Origin of the sequence: Oceanisphaera sp. (assembly GCF_048268965.1) — a bacterium.
Taxonomy (GTDB): domain Bacteria; phylum Pseudomonadota; class Gammaproteobacteria; order Enterobacterales; family Aeromonadaceae; genus Oceanimonas.
In genome coordinates this window covers 76,786-97,267 of sequence record NZ_JBLWUK010000004.1, presented here as the reverse complement: position 1 = coordinate 97,267, position 20,482 = coordinate 76,786, and the positions used below count along the sequence as shown (strand labels likewise).

General features: G+C 54.5%; 20 protein-coding genes. 11 read left to right on the top strand and 9 right to left on the bottom strand.

Features of this window, described 5'->3' with window-relative positions:
* Positions 1–354 precede the first annotated feature (354 nt).
* A complete protein-coding gene (gene tkt, locus ACN0VL_RS03765) occupies positions 355–2,355 on the bottom strand; it encodes a transketolase (RefSeq protein ID WP_417614791.1) in 2,001 nt (666 codons plus the stop codon).
* A gap of 249 nt (positions 2,356–2,604) precedes the next feature.
* Between tkt and metK the strand changes: the two genes are divergently transcribed.
* From metK to ruvX, 7 genes are all read left to right on the top strand, one after another.
* The gene (gene metK / locus ACN0VL_RS03760; RefSeq protein WP_417614790.1) at positions 2,605–3,765 is read left to right on the top strand and encodes a methionine adenosyltransferase; all 1,161 of its coding nucleotides are present in this window, start codon (positions 2,605–2,607) and stop codon (positions 3,763–3,765) included.
* A gap of 303 nt (positions 3,766–4,068) precedes the next feature.
* Positions 4,069–4,548, top strand: a complete 480-nt coding sequence (locus ACN0VL_RS03755) for a SprT family zinc-dependent metalloprotease (RefSeq protein ID WP_417614789.1) — start codon at positions 4,069–4,071, stop codon at positions 4,546–4,548.
* Positions 4,549–4,633: 85 nt separating this feature from the next.
* The gene (locus ACN0VL_RS03750; protein WP_417614788.1) at positions 4,634–5,338 is read left to right on the top strand and encodes an endonuclease; all 705 of its coding nucleotides are present in this window, start codon (positions 4,634–4,636) and stop codon (positions 5,336–5,338) included.
* Positions 5,316–6,047: a 16S rRNA (uracil(1498)-N(3))-methyltransferase gene (gene rsmE / locus ACN0VL_RS03745; protein WP_417614787.1), complete on the top strand. Its 732-nt coding sequence runs from the start codon at positions 5,316–5,318 to the stop codon at positions 6,045–6,047. The genes ACN0VL_RS03750 and rsmE overlap by 23 nt, the downstream gene beginning before the upstream one ends.
* Positions 6,044–6,991 carry a glutathione synthase gene (gshB, locus tag ACN0VL_RS03740; RefSeq protein WP_417614786.1) on the top strand — a complete coding sequence of 316 codons (948 nt, stop codon included), beginning with the start codon at positions 6,044–6,046 and terminating at the stop codon, positions 6,989–6,991. Before rsmE ends, gshB begins: the two co-directional genes overlap by 4 nt.
* A gap of 63 nt (positions 6,992–7,054) precedes the next feature.
* A complete protein-coding gene (locus ACN0VL_RS03735; RefSeq protein WP_417614785.1) occupies positions 7,055–7,612 on the top strand; it encodes a YqgE/AlgH family protein in 558 nt (185 codons plus the stop codon).
* Entirely contained in the window at positions 7,609–8,028 is a 420-nt protein-coding gene (gene ruvX / locus ACN0VL_RS03730) for a Holliday junction resolvase RuvX (protein ID WP_417614784.1), read from the top strand. The genes ACN0VL_RS03735 and ruvX overlap by 4 nt, the downstream gene beginning before the upstream one ends.
* A gap of 172 nt (positions 8,029–8,200) precedes the next feature.
* Here the strand turns inward: ruvX and ACN0VL_RS03725 are convergent, their stop codons facing one another.
* From ACN0VL_RS03725 to ACN0VL_RS03695, 7 genes are all read right to left on the bottom strand, one after another.
* Positions 8,201–8,404 (bottom strand): cold-shock protein, encoded by a 204-nt coding sequence (locus ACN0VL_RS03725; RefSeq protein WP_417614783.1) that lies wholly within the window; start codon positions 8,402–8,404, stop codon positions 8,201–8,203.
* A gap of 304 nt (positions 8,405–8,708) precedes the next feature.
* Positions 8,709–11,936, bottom strand: a complete 3,228-nt coding sequence (gene carB, locus ACN0VL_RS03720; protein ID WP_417614782.1) for a carbamoyl-phosphate synthase large subunit — start codon at positions 11,934–11,936, stop codon at positions 8,709–8,711.
* Positions 11,937–11,953: 17 nt separating this feature from the next.
* Entirely contained in the window at positions 11,954–13,090 is a 1,137-nt protein-coding gene (gene carA / locus ACN0VL_RS03715) for a glutamine-hydrolyzing carbamoyl-phosphate synthase small subunit (RefSeq protein WP_417614781.1), read from the bottom strand.
* Between the two features lie 410 nt (positions 13,091–13,500).
* Positions 13,501–14,313 (bottom strand): 4-hydroxy-tetrahydrodipicolinate reductase, encoded by an 813-nt coding sequence (gene dapB, locus ACN0VL_RS03710; protein WP_417614780.1) that lies wholly within the window; start codon positions 14,311–14,313, stop codon positions 13,501–13,503.
* A 121-nt stretch (positions 14,314–14,434) separates the two neighbouring features.
* Positions 14,435–15,046 carry an FKBP-type peptidyl-prolyl cis-trans isomerase gene (locus tag ACN0VL_RS03705; RefSeq protein WP_417614779.1) on the bottom strand — a complete coding sequence of 204 codons (612 nt, stop codon included), beginning with the start codon at positions 15,044–15,046 and terminating at the stop codon, positions 14,435–14,437.
* Positions 15,047–15,108: 62 nt separating this feature from the next.
* Entirely contained in the window at positions 15,109–16,032 is a 924-nt protein-coding gene (locus ACN0VL_RS03700; RefSeq protein ID WP_417614778.1) for an ROK family protein, read from the bottom strand.
* 203 nt (positions 16,033–16,235) lie between these two features.
* Positions 16,236–16,496 carry a helix-turn-helix domain-containing protein gene (locus ACN0VL_RS03695; RefSeq protein ID WP_417614777.1) on the bottom strand — a complete coding sequence of 87 codons (261 nt, stop codon included), beginning with the start codon at positions 16,494–16,496 and terminating at the stop codon, positions 16,236–16,238.
* A gap of 413 nt (positions 16,497–16,909) precedes the next feature.
* Here ACN0VL_RS03695 and ACN0VL_RS03690 point away from each other — a divergent pair, with 413 nt between their 5' ends.
* The 3 genes from ACN0VL_RS03690 to purU are packed head-to-tail and all read left to right on the top strand — an operon-like array spanning position 16,910 to position 19,359.
* On the top strand, positions 16,910–17,863 hold the full coding sequence (locus tag ACN0VL_RS03690) for an OmpA family protein (protein ID WP_417614776.1): 954 nt from the start codon (positions 16,910–16,912) through the stop codon (positions 17,861–17,863).
* 49 nt (positions 17,864–17,912) lie between these two features.
* Positions 17,913–18,464 (top strand): YchJ family metal-binding protein, encoded by a 552-nt coding sequence (locus ACN0VL_RS03685; RefSeq protein WP_417614775.1) that lies wholly within the window; start codon positions 17,913–17,915, stop codon positions 18,462–18,464.
* A 58-nt stretch (positions 18,465–18,522) separates the two neighbouring features.
* Positions 18,523–19,359, top strand: coding sequence for a formyltetrahydrofolate deformylase (gene purU, locus ACN0VL_RS03680; protein ID WP_417614774.1), 837 nt, complete (start codon positions 18,523–18,525; stop codon positions 19,357–19,359).
* A 99-nt stretch (positions 19,360–19,458) separates the two neighbouring features.
* Here purU and ACN0VL_RS03675 read toward each other — a convergent pair whose 3' ends face one another.
* Complete coding sequence (locus ACN0VL_RS03675) at positions 19,459–19,749, bottom strand: DUF1244 domain-containing protein (RefSeq protein WP_417614773.1); 291 nt, start codon at positions 19,747–19,749, stop codon at positions 19,459–19,461.
* 85 nt (positions 19,750–19,834) lie between these two features.
* Between ACN0VL_RS03675 and yfbR the strand changes: the two genes are divergently transcribed.
* Positions 19,835–20,443 (top strand): 5'-deoxynucleotidase, encoded by a 609-nt coding sequence (gene yfbR / locus ACN0VL_RS03670; RefSeq protein ID WP_417614772.1) that lies wholly within the window; start codon positions 19,835–19,837, stop codon positions 20,441–20,443.
* Positions 20,444–20,482 lie beyond the last annotated feature (39 nt).

Sequence of the window (20,482 nt, the reverse complement as noted above, 5' to 3'; positions counted from 1 at the left end):
TATCAACGAACACGACGGTTCCCCTCCCTTGATGATGACCACCTTTAAAGTATCACCGAGCAGATGCAAGCACCAGTCTGCATTAATACAGGCTTTGTGGGCAGAGCAACAGTGAAACTCAATGACAAACCACCAGAAAACAGCCATATATGACCACTTTCAGCTATCAGTAAAAACCCCTGTGCCGCTGCGCGACAACGGCAGCTAAAGCAGCCACTACAAATATCATGCTGTTCTGTTACACAGAGCCGGCTTCTCCAAAAGACGGTGCCGTGCTGCCCTTGCTTCAGACACAAAAAACCGGCCAACAGGCCGGTTTTTTTATTCAACGTAACGCTTGGGCTTCAGGCCAGCTTAGTTCCCTAGCAGGGCGTTCGCTTTTTCGACTACGTTGTCAACGGTAAAGCCAAACAGCTTGAACAGGTCACCGGCCGGAGCCGACTCGCCGAAGGTGGTCATACCTATGATGTCGCCGCCAAAGCCGACATACTTGTACCAGTAATCTGCAATACCGGCTTCTACGGCCAGGCGCTTGGTTACCGCTGCCGGCAGTACGCTTTCTTTGTATTCTGCAGACTGGGCATCGAACACATCGGTACACGGCAAGGATACGACGCGTACCTGCTTGCCCTGGGCGCTCAACTGCTCGCAGGCCGCCATGGCCAGCTCAACCTCGGAGCCGGTGGCGATGATGATCAGCTCGGGGGTGCCGGCACAGTCTTTCAGTACATAACCGCCCTTGGCCACGTTGGCCAGCTGCTCGTCGGTGCGATCGATCTGTCCCAGACCCTGACGAGAGAAAATCAGTGAAGTCGGGCCGTCCTGGCGCTCGATGGCCGCTTTCCAGGCCACTGCCGATTCCACCTGATCACAGGGGCGCCAGGTGCTCATGTTCGGCGTCAGGCGCAACGAAGCAATCTGCTCTACCGGCTGGTGAGTCGGGCCATCTTCACCCAGACCGATAGAGTCGTGGGTATAGACAAAAATGGCTCTCTGCTTCATCAGCGCAGCCATGCGCAAGGCATTACGCGCGTATTCCACAAACATCAGGAAGGTGCCGCCGTAGGGCACAAAACCGCCGTGCAGGGCCACGCCGTTCATGATGGCGCTCATGCCAAATTCACGCACACCGTAGTGCAGGTAGTTGCCACTGGCGTCTTCGGCACTAATGGCCTGAGAGGCTTTGTGCATGGTGAGATTGGACGGCGCCAGGTCGGCGCTGCCGCCCAGTAGCTCGGGCAAAATAGCACCAAACGCATCCAGGGCATTCTGTGAGGCTTTACGGGTGGCAATTTTGGCCGGGTTGGCTTGTAGCGTCTTGATAAAGTCGGCACTTTGCGCCGCCCAATCCGCAGGCAATTCGCCAGCAACACGGCGTTTGAATTCAGCGGCCAGCTCGGGATGTGCGGCAGCATAGGCAGCAAACTGCTCGTTCCACTGGGCTTCTGCAGTTTCACCCTGGGCTTTGGCATCCCACTCGGCATAAATGTCGGCAGGGATGTCAAAGGGGGCATGGTTCCAACCCAGCTGCTCGCGGGTGGCGGCAATTTCTGCCTCACCCAGAGGCGCGCCGTGGCTGTCTGAGGTGCCGGCCTTATTCGGAGAACCAAAACCAATCACGGTTTTGCAGCAAATCAGGGTCGGGCGAGAGGTATCGGCGCGAGCGGCATCGATGGCGGCGGTCAGGGCAGCGCTGTCGTGACCGTCTACATCGGCAATCACATGCCAGCCGTAGGCTTCAAAGCGCTTGGGGGTATCGTCGCTGAACCAGCCGTCCAGCTCACCGTCGATGGAAATACCGTTGTCATCCCAAAAGGCAATCAGCTTGCCCAGGCCCAAAGTGCCGGCCAGCGAACAGGCTTCGTGAGAAATGCCTTCCATCAGGCAGCCATCGCCCATAAAGGTATAGGTGTAGTGATCCACAATCTCATGGCCCGGACGGTTGAACTGCGCCGCCAGAGATTTTTCGGCAATGGCCATGCCCACGGCATTGGTAATGCCCTGGCCCAGTGGGCCTGTGGTGGTTTCAATACCGGGCGCATAACCGTATTCGGGATGGCCGGGGGTTTTGGAATGCAACTGACGGAACTGTTTCAGATCTTCGATAGACAGGTCGTAGCCACTGAGGTGCAGCAAAGAGTACAGCAGCATGGAGCCATGACCATTGGACAAAATAAAACGGTCACGATCGGCCCAGTTAGGATTGCTGGGGTTGTGCTTGAGGTAATGGCGCCACAACACCTCGGCAATATCCGCCATGCCCATAGGGGCTCCGGGGTGGCCGGAATTGGCTTTCTGGACCGCATCCATACTTAATGCGCGCACGGCATTAGCCAGCACTTGACGAGAAGGCATCGACATCTCCTGAGACAGTTACGTAATTTGAGGGTGAATAAACGGCGGTATTGTCCCAAAGACTGCCAAGCGGCGCAAATCTAATCTGTGTGCAGGCTCGGTGTCATCCTTGGCACCCCCAGGTGCCGGCAACGCACTTTTTACTGGTAATCGACGTCGTGCCTCACTAGAATAGCCGTCCAGATGTTAATACCGCCATCCTGAGCGGTCATGACACTCAAGACTTTATATTTACGTTAGGAAACCATCATGGCCAGACTGTTTACCTCCGAGTCCGTATCCGAAGGTCACCCAGACAAAATTGCCGACCAAATCTCCGATGCGGTACTGGACGCCATTATCGAACAAGACCCCACTGCCCGCGTTGCTTGCGAAAGCTTCGTCAAAACCGGCATGGTCATCGTTGGCGGTGAAATCTCTACCAGCGCCTGGGTTGATATTGAAGACCTGGTGCGCCACACAGTGCGCAACATTGGCTACACCAGCTCGGAAATGGGTTTCGACGGCGAAAGCTGTGCGGTACTGAATGCCATTGGTAAACAGTCTCCCGATATTGCCATGGGCGTCGATCGCAAAGATGAAGACCCATACGCTCAGGGTGCCGGCGACCAGGGCCTGATGTTTGGTTATGCGTCCAACGAAACCAATGTACTGATGCCAGCCCCCATCACCTACGCCCACCGTTTGGTGAAGCGCCAGGCCCACGTGCGTAAAGCCCGCGAGCTGCCCTGGTTGCGCCCCGACGCCAAGTCGCAAGTGACCTTCATTTACGACGATAACGGCAAGCCGCTGGCCATCGACACCGTAGTGCTGTCGACCCAGCACGGACCGGATATCGATCAGGCCACCCTGCGTGAAGCGGTCATGGAAATGATCATCAAGCCGGTGCTGCCGGCCGAGTGGCTGACCAAAGACACCAAATATTTAATCAACCCAACCGGCCAGTTCATTATTGGCGGCCCCATGGGTGACTGCGGCCTGACCGGTCGCAAGATTATCGTTGATACCTACGGCGGCATGGCTCGTCACGGTGGTGGCGCCTTCTCGGGCAAGGATCCGTCAAAGGTTGACCGCTCCGCCGCCTATGCTGCGCGCTATGTAGCCAAAAACATTGTGGCAGCCGGCCTGGCCGAACGCTGTGAGATTCAGGTGTCTTACGCCATTGGCGTCGCCGAGCCGACCTCTATCAGCGTCGAAACCTTTGGCACCGGCAAGGTAGCAGAAGAGTTGATTGACGCCATTGTGCGCGAGCATTTCGATCTTCGCCCTTATGGTCTGATCCAGATGCTGGACCTGAATCGCCCCATTTATCAGGCTACCGCCGCCTACGGTCACTTTGGTCGCGATGAATTCCCCTGGGAAGCCACCGACAAGGCCGACTTGCTGCGCGACGCCGCCGGCCTCAAGTAACGCTGTTCTAAATAACCAAGCATAAAAGGGAAGCGCAAGCTTCCCTTTTTTCTGTGGATGATATGACATAAGTCACTTTAAAGACTAAAGACTTTCTCGCCACGGAAGAACACGGAATCCACTGAAAAACCAAGATGATAAAGACAAACAGATCCTAAAACCTGATAAGAAATATAACTGTCGCTCTTGAGCTCTGTCCTTCTTCCGTGGCTTCCGTGGATTCCGTGGCAAAAACGTCTTCAGTCTTGAGCCGCCAGCTTTCACACTAACTAAATGAGTGATGCGATATTACTTATGACTCCCATGACTTCTCCTTTACAACAACGTGTCTTGGCGCGTGTCAATGACTGCATCACACAGGCTGCCGCTCAGTTATCACGTGAGTTTCCTTTACCCAAGGTGCACTTTAACCAGCGGGGCCGTATTGCCGGTTCGGCCTGGCTCGAGCGCTGGGAGCTGCGCTTTAATCCGGTGCTACTGATTGATAACGAGGCCGAGTTTATGGCGGAGATCATTCCTCATGAAGTGGCCCATCTGATTGCCTTTGCCTGTTTTGGCAAGGTCAAACCCCACGGGCCCGAATGGCAGCACATTATGCAGTCGGTGTTTCAAGTTACGCCGCGGACCCGCCATCGCCTTAACACCAGTAAGGTTGCCCCCACTTTCAGCTACCAATGTGGCTGTCGCACGCATCAACTCACCCTGCGGCGCCATAACAATATGCAACGTGGCAAACAGCGCTACCAATGCCTGCACTGTAACGAGATATTGCGCAAAGACTAGCAAGAGAAGGCTGGCCGTCTGCCCTTCCCCGCTCTGGTTGCGAGTGGTAAACTTCTTCTTATAACATCATAAAAAATAATAAATTGTGCGCTATTTCATTTTACTGTTGGGCTTATGCTCCGGGCTTGCCTATGGCGAAGCCTTGTCTTTTAGTCAGGCCAAGCGAAAAGCACCGGCTATCTATAACGATCACCTCGTCACGTTTTACTGTGGCTGCGCGATTAACAAAAACGGCAAAAAACTGGTGCCCGACTTATCCAGTTGCGGCTATCAGGTACGCAAGCAGCAAAGGCGCGCCAGCCGCATTGAATGGGAACACGTAGTACCGGCCTGGGAACTGGGCCATCAACGCCAATGCTGGCAACAGGGTGGTCGAAAAAACTGTACTCGTCACGACAATCTCTTCAAGCAAATGGAGGGGGACCTGCATAACCTGGTGCCCGCCGTGGGCGAGGTAAACGGCGATCGTTCCAACTACCGGTTTTCGGAGTGGAATGGCAAACCCAATCAGTACGGCAGCTGCCAAATGCTGGTCGACTTCAAGGGTCGAAAGGTGCAGCCACCCAGAGAAAGCCGTGGCGCCATTGCCCGAACCTATTTATACATGCAGCAACAATATAAGCTAAAGATTGCCTCGCAGCAGCTCAAGCTGTTTGAAGCCTGGAACCGGCAATACCCGGCTAATAGCTGGGAGTGCGAACGCGATCATCGTATTAATGCCATACAGGGCAATCACAATCCTTTTGTAAAGGAACAGTGCAAACATTATGCGTATACCCCGAATTTATGAACCCGCCGTATTAAGCAGCGGACTGGAATTAACCCTGTCGGATGACGCGGCCAATCACGTGGGTCGCGTGCTGCGCATGCAGGCCGGTCAATCCCTGGTGCTGTTTAACGGCCAGGGCGGTCAATACCAGGCCGACATTGTGCACGCCGACAAAAAGACGGTGCGGGTACGCGTTGGTGACTTTGATGCCCGTGACTGCGAATCCCCCCTGCCTTTTCATCTGGGGCAAGTCATCAGCCGCGGCGAAAAAATGGAATTCACCATCCAGAAGTCGGTGGAGCTGGGGGTGAACATCATCACCCCGCTGTTTTCCAGCCGCTGCGGCGTCAAGCTGTCCGGTGAGCGCCTCGACAAGAAGATTCAGCAATGGCAAAGCATCGCCATTGCTGCCTGCGAGCAATGCGGCCGTAACCGGATCCCCCTTGTTCGTCCCGCCATGACGCTCACCCAGTGGCTGGCCGAGCAAACCGATGACCTCAAGCTCAACCTTCACCCCAGAGCCGAATATAGCGTAAACACTTTGCCGGCACCCGATGCGGGTATTAGACTGTTGGTCGGTCCGGAAGGCGGCCTGTCTGATGACGAAATCATCCAGGCCCGAGAACAGGACTTTGTTGATATTCTGCTCGGCCCTCGCGTACTGAGAACCGAAACCGCGGCCCTGACCGCCATCACTGCTTTGCAATGCCGATTTGGAGATCTTGCATGACTATCAAACTGGGAATCGTAATGGACCCTATTCAGTCCATTAACATCAAAAAAGACACCAGCTTCGCCATGCTGCTAGAAGCTCAGCGCCGCGGCTACGAGTTGTGGTATATGGAAATGGGCGATCTCAGCCTGCGTGAGGGCGAGTCGTTCGGCCGCATGGCCAGACTAACGGTCAAGGAAGACGCCAACCAGTGGTTTACCCTGGAGGCCGCCGAGCGCCAGCCGTTAAGTAACCTGGACGTTATCTTGATGCGCAAGGATCCGCCCTTTGACACCGAGTTTGTTTACGCCACCTACCTGCTGGAGCGCGCCGAAGAAAAAGGCACCCTGATCGTCAACAAGCCGCAAAGCCTGCGCGACGCCAATGAAAAGCTCTATACCGCCTGGTTTTCCGAGTTTACGCCCACCACCCTGGTCAGTCGCAACGCCGCAGAGATCCGCGCTTTTCACCAGGAACATGGCGACATTATCCTCAAGCCGCTCGACGGCATGGGTGGCGCGTCTATTTTTCGGGTCAAGCAAGACGATCCCAACCTGGGCGTGATCCTTGAAACCCTGACCGATCACGGCAGCCGCTATTGCATGGCGCAGGAATATATTGCCGCCATAACCGACGGCGACAAGCGGGTCTTGGTGGTGGATGGCGAGCCCGTGCCCTATTGTCTGGCCCGCATTCCCCAAGGCGGTGAAACCCGTGGCAACCTGGCCGCCGGCGGACGTGGCGAAGCACGCCCCTTGAGCGACAGTGATCGCCGCATTGCCGAAGCCCTGGGCCCCGCCTTGAAGGCAAAAGGCCTGATCTTTGTTGGGCTGGATATTATTGGTGATAAACTCACCGAAATAAACGTGACCAGCCCGACTTGTGTCCGCGAGATTGAGGCGGCGTTTCCGGTCAATATATCAGGCATGCTGATGGATGCGATTGAAAAACGTCTATCCTGAATAGTATGACCATTATCCCCGCCGGCTGCAGGCGGGGCCATTTCTGACTCAAGACGAGATGACATGGAATCATTGCAACACCATTTTCTTATTGCCATGCCCAACCTCAAAGACCCTTTCTTTGCCGGTTCCGTTACCTATGTGTGTGAACACAACGACGAAGGTGCCATGGGGCTGGTGATCAATATTCCCATTGATATGCCCTTGCATGAGTTGCTGGAGCAGCTGGAAATGGCACCCAAAGAGGCGCCAGAGGAGCTCGACAAGCCCGTATTGCAAGGCGGTCCCGTGGCCGCCGATCGGGGGTTTGTGCTGCACACGCCGGTAGCCGGGTTCAGCTCCAGCCAAATGCTGGCCGATAACCTGATGATTACCACCTCGCCGGACGTACTGGAAACCCTGGGCACGGAACAGGCTCCCGAGCGCTATCTGGTGGTGCTGGGGTACGCAGGTTGGACTCCCGGTCAGCTGGAACAGGAGCTGACCGAGAACAGCTGGCTCACGATTCCCGCCGACACCGCCCTGATCTTCGATACGCCGCTGGCCAACCGCTGGCATCAGGCCATCGCCCGTTTAGGCATAGACGCGCGCCATCTCTCATCACAGGTAGGTCATGCATGAGCCGTACCTTGCTCGGTTTTGATTACGGCACCAAAAGCATTGGCGTGGCGGTAGGACAGGAAGTGACCGCCTCGGCCCGCCCGTTACTGGCCTTGAAGGCGAATGACGGCATTCCCGACTGGGAACAAATAGCCGCCTTGTTGAACGAGTGGCAACCCGCTTTGCTGGTGGTAGGGTTACCGTTGAACATGGACGGTACAGAGCAAGACATCAGCCGGCGCGCCCGCAAGTTTGCCAACCGCCTGCACGGTCGCTTTGGGGTGAAGGTCGAGCTGCAGGACGAGCGCCTGACGACCACGGACGCCCGCGCCCGCCTGTTTGACGCCGGCGGCTACAAGGCCCTGGGCAAAGACGCCGTCGATGCCGTGTCGGCCCAGCTGATCCTGGAGTCCTGGATGGAAAGCAACAGCCCGTGAAGGGTGAAGGGTGAAGGGTGAAGGGTGAAGGGTGAAGAGAATACCACCCACCTCGCCGGCTCGGTGTTTTATGTCGTCCCCTTCACTCTTTACGCTTCACCCTTCACAGCTTTAAAAAACAAAAAACCCGCCGAAGCGGGTTTTTTTAGTATCTGTATTACCGCAAGGGTAATTAGATAGCTTCGATTTGTGAAGCTTGAGGACCTTTAGCACCTTCAGTAGCAGTGTAAGATACCTGCTGGCCTTCTGCCAGAGTTTTAAAACCGCTGCCCACGATTTCAGAGAAATGCGCGAACAAGTCTTTGCCGCCGTCAGCGGGAGTGATAAAACCAAAACCTTTTGCTTCGTTGAACCATTTTACGGTACCAGTAGCCATAATAACTCTTACCTTTATTTTAGTGTGACGAGCGTCTGCTCGGAAAATGCAACAAATATCAAATAAGGGAAGCTTGGTGACTGTAGTGCCATAAGGAACGAACAATGTACAACGGCCGCGCTAACTTGAATCTTTTGCTGAGACGTACTCTACGGGAGACTGGGGATGGCGTCAAACTTTATCGTGCCTTTAGCTGGTTATTTTTCAACCACTCCGACTGCAACGAAAGGCAGGCAGCAAAAAGGCGCCTGCCGGCGCCTTCTGTTTATCGACTCATAGTGAGCGAGGACTCGCTCGATATCGCTTATTCGCCGTTGGCAATACGGGCATGCATTTCCTGAACCGAAATCACCGATGCGGTGACATCGTGGGCCATGGCCATGCAAGTGGCAATACCGCCATTCAGGGTAGTGGTATAAGCCAGTTTTTGCGCCAAAGCACCGCGACGTAGCTGCCGCGAGTCTTCGATGGCCTGGCGCCCTTCGGCGGTATTCACTATGTAGGTGTACTCATTGTTCTTGATGCGATCCAGAATATGAGGTCGACCTTCATGTACCTTGTTCACCAGGCGCGGATAGATGCCGGCTTCACCCAACACCACTGCGGTGCCGTGCGTAGCATCCAGCTCGAAGCCCGCGGCCAGCAAGCCTTTTGCCAGCTCGACCACGCGCTTCTTGTCGCTCTCACGAACCGACAACAAGGCGCGACCACCGGTAGGTACCGCCTTGCCTGCGCCCAGGTGTGCTTTACCAAAGGCTTCGGCAAAGGTGGCACCGACCCCCATGACTTCACCGGTCGAGCGCATCTCCGGGCCCAACAAGGGATCCACCCCCGGGAACTTGTTGAAGGGCAGCACCACTTCTTTTACCGAGTAATAGGGGGGAATCACTTCTTTGGTGACTCCCAGCTCGGCCAGTGTCTTGCCCGCCATCACGCGAGCGGCCACCTTGGCCAGCGGAATCCCCGTGGCTTTGGATACAAAGGGCACGGTACGAGCGGCACGCGGGTTGACTTCAATCAGGTAAATCTGGCTGCCTTTGACCGCAAACTGAATATTCATCAAACCCACTACACCCAGCTCCAGGGCCAGCTTGCGCACTTGCTCGCGCATTGCATCCTGTACGTCCTGGCTCAGGGTATAGGCAGGCAATGAACAACCGGAGTCACCAGAGTGCACACCGGCTTGCTCTATGTGCTCCATAATGCCGCCGATGATCACGTCTTTACCGTCGCAAATGGCATCCACGTCCACTTCGATCGCGTCATCCAGAAAACGGTCGAGCAATACCGGCGATTCGTTGGATACGGTGACCGCTTCATTGAAATAGCGGCGCAAGTCTTGCTCGTCGTAGACGATTTCCATGGCGCGGCCGCCCAGCACGTAAGAAGGACGCACCACCAAGGGGTAACCGATGCGCTCGGCCACCACCACCGCTTGCTCCATGGCTGTCACCGTGCCATTTTCTGGCTGCTTCAGACCCAGGCGCTCAATGGCTTGCTGAAAACGCTCACGGTCTTCGGCACGGTCGATGGCATCCGGGCTGGTACCTATGATGGGTACGCCGGCGGCTTCCAATGCACGCGCCAATTTAAGCGGCGTTTGGCCGCCGTACTGCACTATCACTCCCTTGGGCTGTTCAATGCGCACGATTTCCAGCACATCTTCCAGGGTCACCGGCTCAAAGTAGAGGCGATCCGAGGTGTCGTAGTCGGTAGAGACGGTTTCCGGGTTGCAGTTCACCATGATGGTTTCGTAACCGTCTTCGCGCAGCGCCAGGGCGGCATGCACGCAGCAGTAATCGAACTCGATGCCCTGGCCGATACGGTTGGGGCCACCGCCCAGGATCATGATCTTGTCTTTATCCGATGGCTTGGCTTCACATTCGTCATCATAAGAGGAGTACATGTAAGCGGTATCGGTCGAGAACTCGGCCGCGCAGGTATCCACCCGCTTGTACACCGGGAATATTTCGAAGCGATGACGCAGCTTGCGTACTTCATCTTCAGACAGCCCCAGCAGCTTGCCCAAACGGATGTCGGCAAAGCCCTTGCGCTTGAGGCTGCGCAGCAGCTCAGGCGTCAGGTCGGTAATCGCCAGCTCCTGGACCTGCCCTTCCAGCTTGATCAGCTCTTCCAGCTGCACCAGGAACCAGGGGTCTACGTTGGTCAGCTTGAATACTTCATCCATACTCATACCGGCACGGAAGGCATCGCCTATGTACCAGATACGATCGGGACCCGGCTCTCGCAGCTCGTGACGAATACGCGCCATGCTGTCGGCATCGTTCAGGTCGATAATGGGATCCAGGCCATGCTGGCCGGTTTCCAGGCTGCGCAGGGCTTTTTGCAGCGACTCCTGAAAGTTGCGACCAATGGACATGACTTCGCCCACCGACTTCATCTGCGTGGTCAGGCGGTCGTTGGAGCCGGCAAACTTCTCGAAGTTGAAGCGCGGGATCTTGGTCACCACATAATCGATCGCCGGTTCAAATGACGCAGGCGTGAGGCCACCCGTGATGTCGTTTTGCAGTTCATCCAGGGTGTAACCCACGGCCAGCTTGGCGGCAATTTTGGCAATCGGGAAGCCCGTCGCTTTAGACGCCAGGGCCGATGAGCGAGAAACCCGTGGGTTCATCTCGATCACGACCATGCGCCCGGTATCCGGCTCGATACCAAACTGGACGTTGGACCCACCGGTTTCTACGCCGATTTCACGCAAAATGGCCAGGGAGGCATTGCGCATCAGCTGGTATTCTTTATCGGTGAGGGTTTGCGCCGGGGCCACGGTAATGGAGTCCCCCGTGTGTACGCCCATGGCATCGAAGTTTTCGATGGCGCAGACGATGATGCAGTTATCGTTACGATCCCGCACCACTTCCATCTCGTATTCTTTCCAGCCGATCAGGGATTCATCGATCAGCAGCTCGTTGGTCGGAGATAAATCCAGGCCACGAGTACAAATTTCTTCAAATTCTTCACGGTTATAAGCGATACCGCCGCCGGAGCCGCCCATGGTAAACGAAGGACGAATAATACAAGGGAAGCCGACTTCCGCTTGTACCTGATAGGCCTCGTCCATGGTACGAGCGATACCGGCTCGGGGGCAGGCCAGACCGATGCTCTTCATTGCGGCATCGAAACGGCTGCGATCTTCTGCTTTATCAATCGCATCGGCGGTGGCGCCAATCATTTCCACGCCAAACTCGGCCAGCACGCCGTGCTTTTCCAGATCCAGCGCACAGTTAAGTGCGGTTTGGCCACCCATGGTGGGCAACACGGCATCGGGGCGCTCTTTCTTGATGATCTCGCGGACCACTTCCCAGTGAATGGGCTCGATGTAAGTGGCATCGGCCATTTCCGGATCCGTCATTATGGTCGCCGGGTTGGAGTTCACCAGAATGACGCGGTAACCTTCTTCGCGCAGGGCTTTACATGCCTGGGCACCGGAGTAGTCGAATTCACAGGCCTGACCGATCACGATGGGGCCTGCGCCCAGGATCAGAATGCTCTGTATGTCTGTACGTTTTGCCATGACTGTTCCCTACTCCTTTACGCGCTGTGCTGCTTAATCAAATCGATAAAATGGTCGAACAGGTTAGCGGCTTCGCCCGGGCCTGGGCTGGCTTCGGGGTGCCCCTGAAAACTGAACGCTGGCTTGTCGGTGCGGTGAAAACCCTGCAGGGTGCCATCAAACAATGAGGTATGCGTTACGCGCATGTTGGCCGGCAAGCTGGCCTCATCAACCGCAAAGCCATGGTTCTGGCTGGTGATCATGACGGTATTCTGCTCGATATCTTTCACCGGGTGGTTGGCACCATGATGACCAAACTTCATCTTCATGGTGTTGGCACCACTCGCCAGGCCCAGTAACTGGTGCCCCAGGCAAATCCCGAATATCGGAATACCGGTGTCCAGCAGCGCCTTGATGGCGGTAATGGCGTAATCACAGGGCTCGGGGTCACCCGGGCCGTTCGACAGAAAAATACCATCGGGCTTCAGGGCCAGCACCTCGGCCGCCGAGGTTTGTGCCGGTACCACCGTCAGACGACAGCCGCGGTCGACCAGCATGCGCAAGATGTTGCGTTTAACGCCATAGTCATACGCCACCACGTGGTAAGGCAGGTCGGCTTCGGCAGGCTCGCTATGGCCTTTGCCCAGGGCCCAGCTTCCTTGCCGCCAGGTGTAAGACTCGGCAACGGTCACTTCTTTCGCCAGATCCATGCCTTTAAGACCGGGAAAGGCCTTGGCCTCGGCCAATGCTGTGGCTTCATCCAGGTTTGCGCCGGCCAGGATACACCCGGCCTGAGCCCCTTTTTCACGCAAAATACGCGTGAGCTTACGAGTATCTATATCGGCAATACCCACTATGTTATGGGCTTTGAGGTAATCGGAGAGAGAGCCTTGATTGCGGAAGTTGGAAGCGATAATGGGGAGGTCTCGAATAATCAAACCTTGAGCATGAACTCGGTCGGACTCTTCATCTTCTGCGTTAGTGCCGGTATTGCCTATATGGGGATAAGTAAGGGTTACGATTTGGCGGGAATAAGACGGGTCGGTGAGTATTTCCTGGTATCCCGTCATGGACGTATTAAATACCACTTCACCAACGGAACAACCGTCGGCACCAATGGCTGTACCATGAAAGACTGTTCCGTCTTCTAGTACGAGCAGCGCTGTGTTTGTCAAGACAACCTCCGAGTTAATTCTTATAAATCAACAATTTACCTGGCTGTCCCGAAATGAGCATAGGTGAGCTACAACTGCATTCCGGCTAATACTGGGCAAATTCCCCGTATCTTATATAAAGGCGTCATTTCCAACAATCTATTTAGTAAAAAAACCTTTTTTGTGGGTTCGACATCACAAAAAGCGCAATAAAATCGATAATGAGGCAATAAAAATGAAGAAGGACACAAGCAAAAGTTGTAAACAAGGGTTTAGACAGAATAACGTCAACTTTGTCACATAAAACACAAACCAACAATAAACTCGTTAATAATCAACATTATAAAAACATCATCATTAAACAAAGTGACCCGAAAAACAGAGATAACCTCGATTACTTTGTCTTTCAGGTCGTTCTTCATGATGTAACGCTACTTGAGGTTCAGTACATCCTGCATATCGTATAATCCCGCCTCTTTGTCTGCTATCCAGGCGGCGGCACGCACGGCCCCATTGGCAAATGTGAGTCGGTTGGAGGCTTTATGGGTGATTTCGACACGCTCGCCTATATCGGCAAACATAGCCGTATGCTCGCCCACTATGTCACCGGCGCGCACGGTAGCAAAGCCGATGGTATTCGGGTCACGTTCGCCGGTAATGCCTTCACGGCCGTAAACGGCACAGGTCTTCAGATCACGGCCCAGCGTATCGGCAATCACTTCGCCCATGCTGATGGCGGTGCCGGATGGCGCATCGACCTTATGACGATGATGGGCTTCTATAATTTCAATATCGGTATAATCGCCCATGACCTTGGCGGCTTGTTCCAGCAGCTTGAATACCAGGTTCACGCCCACGCTGTAATTGGATGCCATCACCATGGCGGTATCGGTAATCGCCGCTTGAATCTGTGCTTTTTGTGCATCGTCAAAGCCGGTGGTACCAATGACCAGTCGCTTGCCATGCTGTTGCGCCAACGCAATATTGGCCAGTGTTGCCTCGGGGCGGGTAAAGTCGATAATGACATCGACCTGATCGATAACCGCCGCCAGATCATCGGTGACGGTGACGCCCAGGCGACCCACATTCGCCAGCTCGCCGGCATCAACCCCCAATACGCTCGAGCCGGAGTGCTCGAGGGCAGCGGTCAGGGTAACGCCCTTGGTCTGGGTTACTGACTCCACCAATACCTTGCCCATACGTCCATTACAACCAGCTACGGCGATGCGAACCGGATTTGTCATGCTGTTCTTCCTTTCTTTATGCTCAATCACAAGTAACACAGAAGTCTGCCAGATAAGTTCCGGCTTTTAAACGATATTTACAGGCATAAAAAAACCGGCGGCTGCCGGTTTTTTTAATGTGTTACGCGATTTCCAGGAGCTCGACTTCGAACACCAAAGTGGCACAAGGTGGGATGGCACCTGCGCCCTGCTCGCCGTAAGCCAGGTGATGAGGCACGTATAGCTTCCACTTGGAGCCAACAGGCATCAGCTGCAGCGCTTCAACCCAGCCCTTGATCACGCCGTTGACCGGGAACTGAGCCGGCTCACCGCGCATCACTGAGCTGTCAAACACAGAACCGTCAATAAAGGTACCGTGATAGTGCACGCTAACGGTATCGGTAGCAGAAGGAACAGCGCCTTCGCCTTTAACCAATACTTCATACTGCAGACCTGATTCGGTTTGCTCAACTTCGGCACGTTCGCCGTTTGCGCTCAGGAAGTTGTTTTCTTCTTCTTTCGCCTTGGCAGACTCGGCCGCCTGCTTTTCTTGCATACGCTGGGTAATCACCTGAAACGCACTGTTAATGTCTTCGCGAGACACGGCGAATTCTGCGCCGGCGATGGCATCAGCCAAGCCTTGTTGCACGGCTGATACTTCCAGGCCATCAAAAGACTGCTGGGTCAGTTGATCACCGATTTGACGACCAACACCGTAGCTGGCCTTTAGCTCTATTGTCTCATATGACGACATGACATTCCCTAATAGTTGGGTAAAAGAGGCATGCTAACAAAATATGACGGTCAGCTAAATGGTCAGATGGCACACTTGGCCAATAAAGCAGCACCCCTCACCCCGCCGCTGCCGCCAAACACCGGAGCCATGACAGGCGCCGGCTCCACATCGCGCATCAGATAAGCAGGAAGCCGGGCATTCAACTCCTGATAGAGCCAGGCATGGTCACTTAAGCCGCCGCCAAGCACGATCACGTCGGGATCCAGCTGCGTCATCAGGTTCCCCAGCCCCGAGGCAAGAATATCCAGATACAATGACAGGGTTTTTTGCGCGTCAGCCTCCCCTTGTCGCCAGGCAGCAATAATAGCGGGCCCGGACAGAGACGCGTTTTTAGTAGAGGGGGGATTAAGGTACTGATAGAGTCGAGCCAGACCCGTGCCCGATACATAGGTCTCCAGGCAACCCCGTAAACCGCACCCACACGCAAACAAGGGTAATTCGGGGTAACGCGCCAGCAAGCCGGCATTAATCACACCGTGGCCAAACTCGGCACTGCCCCCGCGATGGCTGTTGACCAGCTGCCCTTTGTGTATCAAGGCGCCACCCAGCCCGGTTCCCAGTGTTAGTGCCAAGGCCAAGTCACGGCTCTGCGCCGCGCCACCCTGGTATTCAGACATCAGAAAGCAATGGGCGTCGTTGTCCGCATAGACGCGTCTGTTCAGCTGCCGTTGTAAATCCTGTTGCAGGTACTGGCCGTGAATAGCCGGCACATTGGGCGCCAGCAAACGACCCTGTGCGTCTTTTATGCCGGGAAACCCCACACCGACGCTCCCTTGGGTTTGCCAGCGATGGTCGGCTTGGGTTATCCATTCGACTAATAACGCGATTAACTCGGAATATGCACTCTGGGGCGTGGCAAACACCGAACGTTCTTGTTCCTGACCTTGTTCATCAAAGGTCGCGATGGCAATTTTGCTGCCACCCATATCGACACCGTAATACATTACATTATCCCGAGCCGCGCCACTTTTTACCTGGATTGCTTATCGCACTCAACAAGCTGGCGCACAAAAAACCGCCATGATAGCGCGCTACAAACAATATGAAACAAGACGCACCTAACGCGAAGCCCCATGTGGCAGCCATACCAGTGCGCAGCTTGCCTCATCAGCGTGCTGCCTTAGTTATCTGCCGTCATTGTCCTGAGTCAGCCGTCTTGCTCCGGTGCTATCTGACCTGCACTCTCTATGGTCTGGCCGGCCAGCAGCCACAGCGTGTACTTATGCAGCTCGGGATGCTGGGCCAGCGCCACCAAAAAGGCCCCCCCGACTTCCCGATAGCCTAATTCATAGTTTTTTAAGGTTGTGGGTGGTACCTGAAGCAATTCCGCAAACTTGGGGCGGCTCAGCCCCATCACTTCTCGGATTTGCCGGATCTTTTTACCGACTAAGCTGGTATCTGGATTCATCGCTTTGCTACTCCTATCGAAGTCTTTCGATAACAAATAATCCATCCTTGGTCATTTTAGTTTAACACCACATAATAGACTCGTTGTGCTCTTGTATTACTTTAACCAAAATAAATCCAAAAAAGACTCACCTAACACTCCGTAGACGACCAAACAGGCCAGTGTATGGCAAAAGCTGCGACAATTTTAGCCTTTTAGTCCGGCTAACATCTTGTGAGCGCCTATAAAAACCGCTAGGCTGGATTCGTGCGGGCATACTCAGCAGGATAACGCGTTCAACAAGAACGTATTCTGAATAAAAAATAAAAAGGACTTCCTGCACATCACCGGCAACGGAAGAGACGTTCCGTGGCCTTACAGGTGATACATTCATTTCGACTCACGTCGAATGCTCATAAAATGAGGAAGACAACATGAAAAAGACAGTGGCTCCTTCTTTAATTGCAATGGCGCTTGCCGCCGCGGGTATTTCTGCCAACGTACAGGCCAACGATTGGTACCTGGGCGCCGGTGCCGGCTATGCCCAGTATGAAGACATTGACAGAAACAACTCGGGTCTGGACAAAGACGGTGAAGCCGTCAGCCTGTTCACCGGTTATAACTTCAATGAGTATTTCGGTGCCGAGCTGGGCTTCAACTACTTTGGTGAAGACGCCGATACCAAGGCACTGAACCTGTCCGCGATTGGCCGTTTACCCCTGAGCGAGCGCGTTTCTTTGTTTGGTGAGCTGGGTGCCCTGGGTTGGGATACCGATGCCGGCGCCGGTGATGACGGTGTATCTCCTCTTGCCGGCCTGGGTGTGACCTACCGCGCCTCGGATCTGGTTGACGTACAGGCACGTTATCGCCGTATCGAAGACATGGGCGATTTAGCGAAAAACGGTTTTGAAACCGACGTGAACAACTTCATGCTGGAACTGGTACTGCACCCAAATCGCGGTGATGCCACTCCTCCACCGGTCGCTCCTGTCGTACAGCAGCCTGCACCTGAAGTAACCTACGAAACTCGTACCGTCACTGCAGATGGCTCTATCTACTTCGCCTTCGACAAGTCTGACTTGTCTGCCGACTCTCGTGCCACCCTGGACGAAGTGGCACGTTTCTCGCAAGAAAACCCTGACCACCAGGTAGAACTGGCCGGTTATGCTGACCGTTTAGGCAGCGCCGAATATAACCGCAAGTTGTCCGAGCGTCGTGCTCTGGCCGCCAAAGGCTACCTGGTTGAGCGCGGTGTTGCTGCGCAAAACATCCAGACTGCCTGGTACGGTAGCGAGCTGGCTGAAGGCGTAACGGAAGAAGAACGTCAGTTCGACCGTCGCGTAGATGCCAAGGCACAAGCAACCATTCAGGTTGAAATCATCGAATAATATCTCTGATTGGCAATTGTGTTTAAAAACGGCTCCCAGGAGCCGTTTTTTGTTTAACCTGACCGCCGCCATGGCATACTGTGTTTCTTTTTCTTGCGGCCACTCTGGACTCATCATGCTTTGCCATTGCCACAGCCAGCAGCCATTTGCTCAATGCTGCCAACCCTACCTCGACGGTATTCAAACACCGGCCACCCCCCTGGCGTTGATGCGCTCTCGTTACAGTGCCTTTGTATTGGGGATGGGTGAGTATCTGTTACACAGCTGGCACCCTGACACCAGAGGCCAGTTAACCGCTGACGAATTAACCCGCTTGGGGCATGATACCGAATGGCTGGGGCTTACCATTGTGTTTGCTCGTGGTAGCGTAACGGACCAGACAGGAGTGGTGGAGTTCAAGGCGCGCTATCGCGAAGAAGGCCGTGTCGTGACCCTGCACGAGCGCTCTCGTTTTGAACAAATTGCCGGTCACTGGCTGTACCGTGACGGCCAGCATAATCCCCCCAAGATTGGCGCCAACCAGCCCTGCCCCTGTGGAGCTACCCGGAATGGTATTGCCACAAAATACAAACACTGCTGCGCCAAACGCCGGGGCTTGTGATGGAGCCGCCTTGCTCTCTTAACCTTTTATTCTCTTAACTAGCTGACAGAACATTATAATGGAACGAAAAATACTGCTTACTCACTGCCCCGACGCCAAGGGACTGATCTCTAAAATTACCAATATTTGTTACAAGCATCAGCTGAATATCATGCGTAACGACGAATTCGTGGATTACGATAACGGCCACTTTTTCATGCGCACCGAGCTGGAAGGTTATTTCAACGATCATACCTTGCTGGCTGATCTGGACGATGCCCTGCCCGCAGGCAGCGAGCGCCGACTGGTATCGGCCGGTAACAAGCGGGTCGTGATCATGGTGACCAAGGAAGCCCATTGCCTGGGGGATATTCTGATCAAGCAGTTTTCTGGCGCCATGCAGCTCGATATTGCCGCCGTTATCGGCAATTACGATGCGTTGGCAGATCTGACCGAAAAGTTTGATATTCCGTATCACAGGGTATCTCATGAGGGGTTGAACCGCGTCGACCACGAACAGCAGATCGCAGCAATCATTGACGGTTATCAGCCCGACTATGTGGTACTTGCCAAGTACATGCGTATTTTAAGCCCCGACTTTGTCGCCCGCTACGAGCGACGCCTGATCAATATTCATCATTCGTTTCTGCCTGCCTTCATTGGTGCCAGCCCGTATCGCCAGGCGTACGAGCGCGGCGTCAAAATGATTGGCGCCACCGCCCACTTCGTGACCAATGACCTGGACGAAGGCCCGATCATCGAACAGGATGTTATTCATGTGAATCATGTCTTTAGCGCAGAAGATATGGCGAAAGCCGGTCGTGATGTTGAAAAGTCGGTGTTAAGCCGAGCACTGAGTCTGGTGCTGGAAGAAAAGGTATTCGTCTACGGCAACAAGACGGTGGTCTTTAAATAACATTCATGTGAGGGGTGAGACGCCTGGGTGACGTGTACACCCCATACCCGCAGCTCCGGTATGTTTCGCCTCCCCCTCACTATTGACGCGCTCTAGCCGTTACTTCTGGCTTTTGGCGAAGGCCGCCTTCTGCTCTGGTGTCGCTTCCAGCTGATATTTCGTCTTCCATTCATCGTAGGGCATGCCATACACCCGCTCTCGGGCTTTATCGTAATCCATGGCAACCCCCTGCTCTTCGGCTGCAGCCAGATACCATTTGCTCAAGCAGTTACGGCAAAACCCGGCCAGGTTCATCAGGTCAATATTCTGCACATCCTTACGTTTATCCAGGTGCGCCAGCAGAGTACGAAAGGCGGCGGCTTCCAGTTCGATTTGCGTTTGCTTATCCATTTTACCTTCTCCATCAGGGACGATTGATGCCATTATAGCGATATCGTTTGCAACAACCCATCTCTCGACACACAGGTAGGTGTAAATGAAACACGAACATGTGAAGCGCAGTCATTTTTTCGCCCATATGGCGCGCATGAAGTTAATCCAGCGCTGGCCCTTGATGCGCAGCATAGAACAGGAAAACGTCGCCGAGCACAGCTTGCAGGTGGCCATGGTGGCACACGCCCTGGCGGTGATTAAAAACACGTTTTATCACGGCACCCTGGACCCTGCCAAAGCCGCCATGCAGGCGCTGTTTCATGATGCCAGCGAGGTGTTGACCGGTGATTTGCCTACCCCGGTCAAGTATTTTAATGAGGATATTTCCCGGGCGTATAAAGAAATAGAAAGCAATGCCGAACAGAGCCTCCTCAACATGCTGCCCGCCGAGCTGCAAGCCGCCTATGCCCCCTTGCTCTGCGGCCACCCCCAGGACGAGTACACGCACCTGGTCAAGTCTGCAGATATTCTGTGTGCCTACTTGAAGTGTGCCGAAGAACTCAGTGCCGGCAACAAGGAATTTGCCGCCGCCCAAAAACGTCTTACCGCCATGCTGGATGCCCGCATGAATGAAGAAATTCGTTATTTTCTCGACGTCTTCGTCCCCAGCTTTTCGCTATCACTCGATGAAATATCCAGCCCCGAGTTTTAATGTAATGTGGGAGTGAAGAGTAAGGAGTGAGGAGTGAGG

Bases quoted from the DNA above. Each gene is read 5' to 3' on its own strand.
- ACN0VL_RS03735 (WP_417614785.1), top strand. From the start codon at position 7,055: ATGGAATCATTGCAACACCATTTTCTTATTGCCATGCCCAACCTCAAA.
- ACN0VL_RS03705 (WP_417614779.1), bottom strand. From the start codon at position 15,046: ATGTCGTCATATGAGACAATAGAGCTAAAGGCCAGCTACGGTGTTGGT.
- tkt (WP_417614791.1), bottom strand. From the start codon at position 2,355: ATGCCTTCTCGTCAAGTGCTGGCTAATGCCGTGCGCGCATTAAGTATG.
- ACN0VL_RS03700 (WP_417614778.1), bottom strand. From the start codon at position 16,032: ATGTATTACGGTGTCGATATGGGTGGCAGCAAAATTGCCATCGCGACC.
- rsmE (WP_417614787.1), top strand. From the start codon at position 5,316: ATGCGTATACCCCGAATTTATGAACCCGCCGTATTAAGCAGCGGACTG.
- ACN0VL_RS03675 (WP_417614773.1), bottom strand. From the start codon at position 19,749: ATGGATAAGCAAACGCAAATCGAACTGGAAGCCGCCGCCTTTCGTACT.
- ACN0VL_RS03690 (WP_417614776.1), top strand. From the start codon at position 16,910: ATGAAAAAGACAGTGGCTCCTTCTTTAATTGCAATGGCGCTTGCCGCC.
- purU (WP_417614774.1), top strand. From the start codon at position 18,523: ATGGAACGAAAAATACTGCTTACTCACTGCCCCGACGCCAAGGGACTG.
- ACN0VL_RS03695 (WP_417614777.1), bottom strand. From the start codon at position 16,496: ATGAATCCAGATACCAGCTTAGTCGGTAAAAAGATCCGGCAAATCCGA.
- ACN0VL_RS03755 (WP_417614789.1), top strand. From the start codon at position 4,069: ATGACTTCTCCTTTACAACAACGTGTCTTGGCGCGTGTCAATGACTGC.
- dapB (WP_417614780.1), bottom strand. From the start codon at position 14,313: ATGACAAATCCGGTTCGCATCGCCGTAGCTGGTTGTAATGGACGTATG.
- ruvX (WP_417614784.1), top strand. From the start codon at position 7,609: ATGAGCCGTACCTTGCTCGGTTTTGATTACGGCACCAAAAGCATTGGC.
- ACN0VL_RS03725 (WP_417614783.1), bottom strand. From the start codon at position 8,404: ATGGCTACTGGTACCGTAAAATGGTTCAACGAAGCAAAAGGTTTTGGT.
- carB (WP_417614782.1), bottom strand. From the start codon at position 11,936: ATGGCAAAACGTACAGACATACAGAGCATTCTGATCCTGGGCGCAGGC.
- metK (WP_417614790.1), top strand. From the start codon at position 2,605: ATGGCCAGACTGTTTACCTCCGAGTCCGTATCCGAAGGTCACCCAGAC.
- yfbR (WP_417614772.1), top strand. From the start codon at position 19,835: ATGAAACACGAACATGTGAAGCGCAGTCATTTTTTCGCCCATATGGCG.
- gshB (WP_417614786.1), top strand. From the start codon at position 6,044: ATGACTATCAAACTGGGAATCGTAATGGACCCTATTCAGTCCATTAAC.